Annotated in this window: 13 protein-coding genes and 1 pseudogene; all 14 read left to right on the plus strand. The window is 35.8% G+C overall.

Annotation, left to right across the window (positions count from 1 at the left end):
- Positions 1-106 (plus strand): annotated as a pseudogene (locus N3C_RS08100) (elongation factor Tu); the annotation flags it as partial.
- A 474-nt stretch (positions 107-580) separates the two neighbouring features.
- The gene (gene rpsJ / locus N3C_RS08105) at positions 581-889 is read left to right on the plus strand and encodes a 30S ribosomal protein S10 (protein ID WP_074365532.1); all 309 of its coding nucleotides are present in this window, start codon (positions 581-583) and stop codon (positions 887-889) included.
- Positions 890-965: 76 nt separating this feature from the next.
- The gene (gene rplC, locus N3C_RS08110) at positions 966-1595 is read left to right on the plus strand and encodes a 50S ribosomal protein L3 (RefSeq protein ID WP_074365533.1); all 630 of its coding nucleotides are present in this window, start codon (positions 966-968) and stop codon (positions 1593-1595) included.
- 25 nt (positions 1596-1620) lie between these two features.
- Entirely contained in the window at positions 1621-2241 is a 621-nt protein-coding gene (gene rplD / locus N3C_RS08115; protein WP_074365534.1) for a 50S ribosomal protein L4, read from the plus strand.
- Positions 2241-2537, plus strand: coding sequence for a 50S ribosomal protein L23 (gene rplW, locus N3C_RS08120; RefSeq protein WP_074365535.1), 297 nt, complete (start codon positions 2241-2243; stop codon positions 2535-2537). Before rplD ends, rplW begins: the two co-directional genes overlap by 1 nt.
- Before the next feature lie 61 nt (positions 2538-2598).
- On the plus strand, positions 2599-3432 hold the full coding sequence (gene rplB / locus N3C_RS08125; RefSeq protein ID WP_074365536.1) for a 50S ribosomal protein L2: 834 nt from the start codon (positions 2599-2601) through the stop codon (positions 3430-3432).
- 62 nt (positions 3433-3494) lie between these two features.
- On the plus strand, positions 3495-3776 hold the full coding sequence (gene rpsS, locus N3C_RS08130; protein ID WP_074365537.1) for a 30S ribosomal protein S19: 282 nt from the start codon (positions 3495-3497) through the stop codon (positions 3774-3776).
- A 22-nt stretch (positions 3777-3798) separates the two neighbouring features.
- Positions 3799-4134: a 50S ribosomal protein L22 gene (gene rplV / locus N3C_RS08135; protein WP_074365538.1), complete on the plus strand. Its 336-nt coding sequence runs from the start codon at positions 3799-3801 to the stop codon at positions 4132-4134.
- 15 nt (positions 4135-4149) lie between these two features.
- Positions 4150-4839: a 30S ribosomal protein S3 gene (gene rpsC, locus N3C_RS08140; protein ID WP_074365539.1), complete on the plus strand. Its 690-nt coding sequence runs from the start codon at positions 4150-4152 to the stop codon at positions 4837-4839.
- Positions 4840-4856: 17 nt separating this feature from the next.
- Entirely contained in the window at positions 4857-5300 is a 444-nt protein-coding gene (gene rplP / locus N3C_RS08145; protein WP_074365540.1) for a 50S ribosomal protein L16, read from the plus strand.
- Positions 5290-5502: a 50S ribosomal protein L29 gene (gene rpmC / locus N3C_RS08150; RefSeq protein WP_074365541.1), complete on the plus strand. Its 213-nt coding sequence runs from the start codon at positions 5290-5292 to the stop codon at positions 5500-5502. The genes rplP and rpmC overlap by 11 nt, the downstream gene beginning before the upstream one ends.
- A 20-nt stretch (positions 5503-5522) precedes the next feature.
- Entirely contained in the window at positions 5523-5777 is a 255-nt protein-coding gene (rpsQ, locus tag N3C_RS08155) for a 30S ribosomal protein S17 (RefSeq protein ID WP_074365542.1), read from the plus strand.
- A gap of 31 nt (positions 5778-5808) precedes the next feature.
- Complete coding sequence (rplN, locus tag N3C_RS08160) at positions 5809-6177, plus strand: 50S ribosomal protein L14 (RefSeq protein ID WP_074365543.1); 369 nt, start codon at positions 5809-5811, stop codon at positions 6175-6177.
- Positions 6178-6192: 15 nt separating this feature from the next.
- Positions 6193-6360 (plus strand): 50S ribosomal protein L24 (rplX, locus tag N3C_RS08165; RefSeq protein ID WP_074365544.1); only part of this gene is annotated, 168 nt, incomplete at its 3' end.

Raw genomic sequence — 6360 nt, forward strand, 5'->3', positions numbered from 1 at the left:
TGTTGAATTAATTACAGAAGTAGCAATGAATGAAGGATTAAGATTCGCTATCAGAGAAGGCGGAAGAACAGTTGGTTCAGGCGTTGTTACTTCAATAGTTGAGTAATAGAAAAATCGACAAATTTTGCATGCAAGTGTTAGCTTAAGCTGAATAGGTGAGAAGATAGGGGACGCCCTATCTTCTCACTGTTTTACATTCAGAAATATATCTTTCATTAAATGTATTTTGCAAGCTATAACTTGTACTTATTAATGCTAGTTATACTTGATAAAAATCTATAAATAGCTTATAATTGAATTCTGAGAAAAATAAATAAAAAAATATTACATAATCTTATAAAAAACTTGAAAATGATAAAAAGTTGTAGTATAATGAAGGAGTTGCAAAGCAAACAGTGATGAGTCAAGAGGTTGCCGACTTCCGGGGGAATTCTTGATGAGTATGTCAGGGTCTAGAATCCGACGACGGTACTCTGTTTTATTGTTCTTTGTGAATAGGGTGGAAACACCCGGAACAGTTTACAGAGCGTCCGCTGTTGTGCGTGAGAAGTAATGCGTACATGAAAAGGAGGGAAAGTAAATGTCAAAACAAAAAATCAGAATTAGATTAAAAGCTTTCGATCACACTATTTTAGATCAGTCAGCTGAAAAAATAGTTGAAACTGCAAAAACAACTGGAGCTAAGGTTGCTGGACCTGTGCCACTACCAACTGAGAAAGATGTTGTTACAATTTTAAGAGCTCCACATAAGTATAAGGATTCAAGAGAGCAGTTTGAAATTAGAACTCACAAGAGACTAATCGATATAATAAATCCATCTTCTAAGACCGTTGATGCTCTTATGAGATTGGATTTACCTGCTGGTGTAGACATTGAAATAAAACTTTAATAGGAAAGAGTAATATATAATTACCAACTATTATGATCGCTAAGGCGATCCGCTAATATGTTTAGGAGGTGTAACAATGAAAAAAGCAATATTAGGAAGAAAAGTTGGCATGACTCAAATATTTGATGAAAATGGCAGAAAGGTGCCAGTTACAGTTATTGAGGCAGGCCCATGCGTAGTTGTTCAAAAGAAAACTATTGAAAAAGATGGTTATAATGCAATAAAGGTTGGTTATGGTGATATAAGAGAGGCTCTTGTTAACATGCCAACAAAAGGACAGTTTAAGGCAGCTGGAGTGCCAGTTAAGAGATATCTTAAAGAGTTTAAATTAGATGATATAAGTGCTTACGAAGTAGGTCAAGAAATAAAAGTTGACATATTCGAAGCTGGAGACAAGGTTGATGTAACAGGAGTTTCCAAAGGTAAGGGATTCCAAGGTACAATAAAGAGATGGGGAGCTAGAAGAGGTCCTATGAGCCACGGTTCTAAGTTCCACAGAGCAGTAGGTTCTATGGGAGGATCATCTGACCCATCAAGAACATTCAAGAACAAGAAGATGCCTGGACACATGGGTAATGTAAAAACTACAATTCTTAACTTAGAAGTAGTTAAAGTATTACCTGAAAAAAATGCTATATTAATTAAAGGCGGCGTTCCAGGACCTAACAAGGGACTTGTAGTAATCAAAAATACAATAAAGGGTTAGTTTTAGTAGGAAAGGAGGATACAGAATGCCTACAGTAGGATTATTTAACAAAGAAGGACAAAAAGTTGGAGATATCCAATTAGCTGATAATGTCTTCGGAGTAGAAGTAAATAAAGAAGCTATGCATCAAGTTGTTGTTGCTCTTTTAGCTAACAGAAGACAAGGAACTCAAAGCGCACTTACTAGAGCTGAAGTTCGTGGAGGCGGTAGAAAGATATACAGACAAAAAGGAACTGGAAGAGCAAGACACAGCTCAAATAGAGCACCACAGTTTACACACGGTGGAATAGTATTTGCTCCTAAGCCAAGAAGCTATAGAGTTTCTTTACCTAAGAGCTTAAGAAAAGTAGCTTTAAAGTCAGCTTTAAGCAGCAAAGTTGTTGAAAATCAGATTGTTGTTTTAGAAAGCCTTGAATTGGAAGCACCAAAAACAAAAGAAATGGTTAAAGTATTAAATGCTTTTGATGCTAAGAAAACATTAATAGTTACTGCTGAAGTAAATGAAAATGTATATAAGTCAGCAAGAAACATAGAAGGCGTTGCAGTATTACCTGTTAACAACATTAATGTATATGACATCCTTAAGTATGAAAAGTTCATTATAACTAAGGATGCTGTATCTAAAATCGAGGAGGTGTATGCATAATGACTATGAATAGCTATGATATAATAAGAAAGCCAGTTATTACTGAAAAGAGTATGGCAGCTATGGCGGAAAAGAAATACACCTTTATCGTAGACATAAAAGCAAATAAATCTCAAATAAAGAGAGCTGTTGAAGAAGTATTTGGAGTTAAAGTAGATGAAGTAAAGACTATGAGAACAGAAGGAAAAACTAAAAGAGTTGGTGTTCACATAGGAAAGAGAGCTGACTACAAGAAAGCAATAGTAAAACTTACTGAAGACAGTAAGGCTATTGAATTCTTTGAAGGAATGCAATAGTAGTTAGAAATTAAGCCGTTATTGGCCAAAGGCCAGATAAGCTAAAAAGGAGGGAATTTTAATGGCAGTTAAATCATTTAGACCTACCACCCCTTCAAGAAGACAAATGACTATGGCTACATTTGAAGAAATTACAACTAATAAGCCAGAGAAGTCATTACTTGTTGAACAGAAAAAGACTGGCGGTAGAAACGCTCAAGGTAAAATCACTGTTCGTCATAGAGGTGGCGGTGCTAAGCAGAAATATAGAATTATAGATTTCAAGAGAAATAAGGATGGCATACCAGCAAAAGTTGCTACTATAGAATACGATCCAAACAGATCAGCTTACATTTCATTAGTAGTATATGCAGATGGTGAAAAAAGATATATTATAGCTCCAGTAGGATTAAAGGTTGGAGATGTAATTGTATCTGGTCCAGATGCTGACATAAAGGTAGGTAATGCACTACCATTAAAGAATATCCCAGTAGGTACAGTTGTTCACAATGTTGAATTAACAGCTGGAAAGGGAGGCCAATTAGTTAGAAGTGCCGGAACATCAGCTCAACTTATGGCTAAAGAAGGCAACTATGCAACATTAAGATTACCAAGTGGAGAAATGAGATATGTTAGATTAGAATGCAGAGCTACTATAGGAACTGTATCTAACTTAACTCATGAAATAGTGAACATAGGTAATGCAGGTAGAAAGAGACATATGGGTTGGAGACCAACTGTAAGAGGTTCTGTAATGAACCCTGTTGACCATCCACACGGTGGTGGTGAAGGTAAGTCACCAATCGGTCATGCGAGTCCTCTTACTCCTTGGGGTAAACCAGCACTTGGTTACAAGACTCGTAAACCTAAGAAGTACTCAGATAGGCTAATAATTAAGAGAAGAAATGAAAAATAGTTGAAGAGAATTGCTAAAATTCTCTTCCCAACTTTTAAGTTTTATGAAGGGAGGCCAATATAGTGAGTAGATCAACTAAAAAAGGACCTTTTATTCAAGAGTCACTTTTAAAGAAAATTAATGAAATGAATTCAAAAGGTGAAAAGAAAGTTATAAAGACTTGGTCCAGAAGTTCAACAATTTTCCCACAGATGATAGGTCACACTATAGCTGTACATGATGGTAGAAAACACGTTCCAGTATATATTACTGAGGATATGGTTGGACATAAACTAGGAGAATTTGTTCTTACAAGAACATTTAAAGGACATGACGATAACGAGAAGTCAACAGGTAGAAGATAATCTGGGAAGGAGGTAGCTTATAATGGAAGCTAAAGCTATAGCTAGATATGTTAGAATGTCTCCAATGAAGATTGGAATAGTTCTTGATTTAATAAGAGGAAAGAATGTAAACGAAGCTTTTGCTATTCTGCAGTATACTCCAAAGGATGCAGCAGTTGTTGTAAACAAGGTGTTAAAGTCAGCAGTTGCAAATGCAGAAAACAATAATAATTTAGATCCTGCTAACTTATATGTTGCAGAAGCATATGTTGGACCAGGACCAATATTGAAGAGATATAGACCACATGCTCAAGGTAGAGCATTTAGTATAAAAAAGAGAACTAGTCATGTTACTCTAGTAGTTAAAGAAAGAGCGTAAGAAGGAGGGAATAGCGTGGGACAAAAGGTAAATCCACATGGCCTAAGAGTAGGTATTATTAAGGATTGGGATGCTAAATGGTATGCAGATAATAAGAATTTTGCAGATTATTTAGTTGAAGATAACCAGATAAGAGAATTTGTAAAATCAACTCTTTACAGCGCTGGTATTTCAAAGATTGAAATCGAAAGATTCGCAAAGAGAGTTAGAGTAAACATACACACTGCAAAGCCAGGAATGGTAATTGGTAAAGGCGGTGCAGGAATAGAAACATTAAAGAAGTCCTTAGAGGTTTTAATAAACAACTCTAAAGATGATAAAAAAGAAAATAAAACAGTATTAATTAACATAGTAGAAGTTAAGAGTCCTGAAAGTGATGCTCAGTTGATGGCTGAAAATATAGCAGCTCAACTTGAAAAGAGAATATCTTTCAGAAGAGCTATGAAGCAAACAATTCAAAGAGCTATGAAATTAGGAGTTAAGGGAGTTAAAACTGCATGTTCTGGTAGACTTGGTGGAGCAGAAATTGCTAGAACTGAACAGTATCATGAAGGAACAATCCCACTACAGACTTTAAGAGCAGATATAGATTACGGATTTGCAGAAGCAGATACAACCTATGGAAAAATAGGAGTTAAAGTTTGGGTTTATAAAGGTGAAGTACTACCAAAAAAGAAAGTTGAAAAGGTAGAAGTTAACGCTTAAGAAAGGAGGAATTCGACATGTTAATGCCTAAGAGAGTAAAACGTCGTAAGGTTCAACGTGGCAGAATGAAAGGAAAAGCTACAAGAGGTAACTTTATAGCTTACGGAGATTACGCAATCCAAGCTACTGAGTGTGGTTGGGTTACAAGCAATCAGATAGAAGCAGCCAGAATAGCAATTAATAGATACATTAAAAGAGGAGGAAAGCTTTGGATAAAGATTTTCCCCGATAAACCAGTTACTCAAAAACCAGCTGAAACACGTATGGGTTCCGGTAAAGGTTCACCAGAGTATTGGGTAGCAGTAGTAAAACCAGGTAGAATATTATTTGAGTTGTCAGGGGTTTCTGAAGAAACTGCTAGAGAAGCAATGAGATTGGCAGCACATAAACTACCTATAAAGAGTAAGTTTGTTACAAGAAGAGATTTTAATGAAATGGGTGGTGAGTTAAATGAAGGCTAGAGAACTTCAAGAATTAAGAGAAAATAGCCCTCAGGAATTAGTAATAAAGCTCAATGACCTGAAAGCTGAGCTCTTCAATCTAAGATTCCAATTGGCTACTGGTCAATTAGAGAATCCAATGAGAATAAGAGAGGTTAAAAAATCTATAGCCCAGATTAAGACCATCATTCGTGAAGAAGAACTTAAAGCGTTTAGGCAGTAAGCTGAAAGGAGGTTCGTCCTGTGGAAAGAAATCATAGAAAAACAAGAATTGGTAGAGTTGTTTCGGATAAAATGGATAAGACAATTGTAGTGGCTGTTGAAACTAAGGTTCGTCACCCACTATATGGTAAGACTGTTAATAGAACAACAAAGTTTAAGGCTCATGATGAAAATAATGAGGCTAAGATCAATGATAGAGTATTAATAATGGAAACAAGACCATTATCTAAAGATAAGAGATGGAGATTAGTTGAAATAGTTGAAAAAGCTAAATAATAGCTTATAGACTGAAAGGAGGGTTTAATTTATGATACAGCAACAAACCATTCTAAGAGTAGCAGATAATTCTGGTGCTAAGGAAATTATGTGTATAAGAGTATTAGGTGGATCCGGAAGAAAGTTTGCAAACATTGGAGACATAATAGTTGCTAGTGTTAAGAGTGCAACACCAGGCGGTGTTGTTAAAAAAGGTGATGTTGTAAAAGCTGTAGTAGTAAGATCTGTAAAGGGTCTAGGCAGAGCAGACGGTTCATACATCAGATTCGATGAAAATGCAGCAGTTATAATTAAAGAAGATAAACAGCCAAGAGGAACTCGTATCTTCGGACCTGTTGCTAGGGAGCTTAGAGATAAGGAATTTACTAAAATTTTATCACTTGCACCTGAAGTTCTATAAGATAGGGAGGTGGCTATGTTGTTAAATAAAGTGCATGTTAGAAAGCAAGATACAGTTGTTGTAGTATCCGGCAAGGATAAGGGTAAAGTTGGAGAAGTTCTTAAAGTTTTACCTAAGCAGGGTAAAGTTGTAGTAAAGGACGTTAACGTTGTAACAAAACATCAAAAGCCTAATAGAGCAAAT

It is taken from the genome of Clostridium sp. N3C (genome assembly GCF_900095445.1).
Lineage (GTDB): Bacteria > Bacillota > Clostridia > Clostridiales > Clostridiaceae > Clostridium_AU.

Bases quoted from the DNA above. Each gene is read 5' to 3' on its own strand.
- rplC (WP_074365533.1), top strand. From the start codon at position 966: ATGAAAAAAGCAATATTAGGAAGAAAAGTTGGCATGACTCAAATATTT.
- rplW (WP_074365535.1), top strand. From the start codon at position 2,241: ATGACTATGAATAGCTATGATATAATAAGAAAGCCAGTTATTACTGAA.
- rplD (WP_074365534.1), top strand. From the start codon at position 1,621: ATGCCTACAGTAGGATTATTTAACAAAGAAGGACAAAAAGTTGGAGAT.
- rplV (WP_074365538.1), top strand. From the start codon at position 3,799: ATGGAAGCTAAAGCTATAGCTAGATATGTTAGAATGTCTCCAATGAAG.
- rplN (WP_074365543.1), top strand. From the start codon at position 5,809: ATGATACAGCAACAAACCATTCTAAGAGTAGCAGATAATTCTGGTGCT.
- rpmC (WP_074365541.1), top strand. From the start codon at position 5,290: ATGAAGGCTAGAGAACTTCAAGAATTAAGAGAAAATAGCCCTCAGGAA.
- rplB (WP_074365536.1), top strand. From the start codon at position 2,599: ATGGCAGTTAAATCATTTAGACCTACCACCCCTTCAAGAAGACAAATG.
- rplP (WP_074365540.1), top strand. From the start codon at position 4,857: ATGTTAATGCCTAAGAGAGTAAAACGTCGTAAGGTTCAACGTGGCAGA.
- rpsJ (WP_074365532.1), top strand. From the start codon at position 581: ATGTCAAAACAAAAAATCAGAATTAGATTAAAAGCTTTCGATCACACT.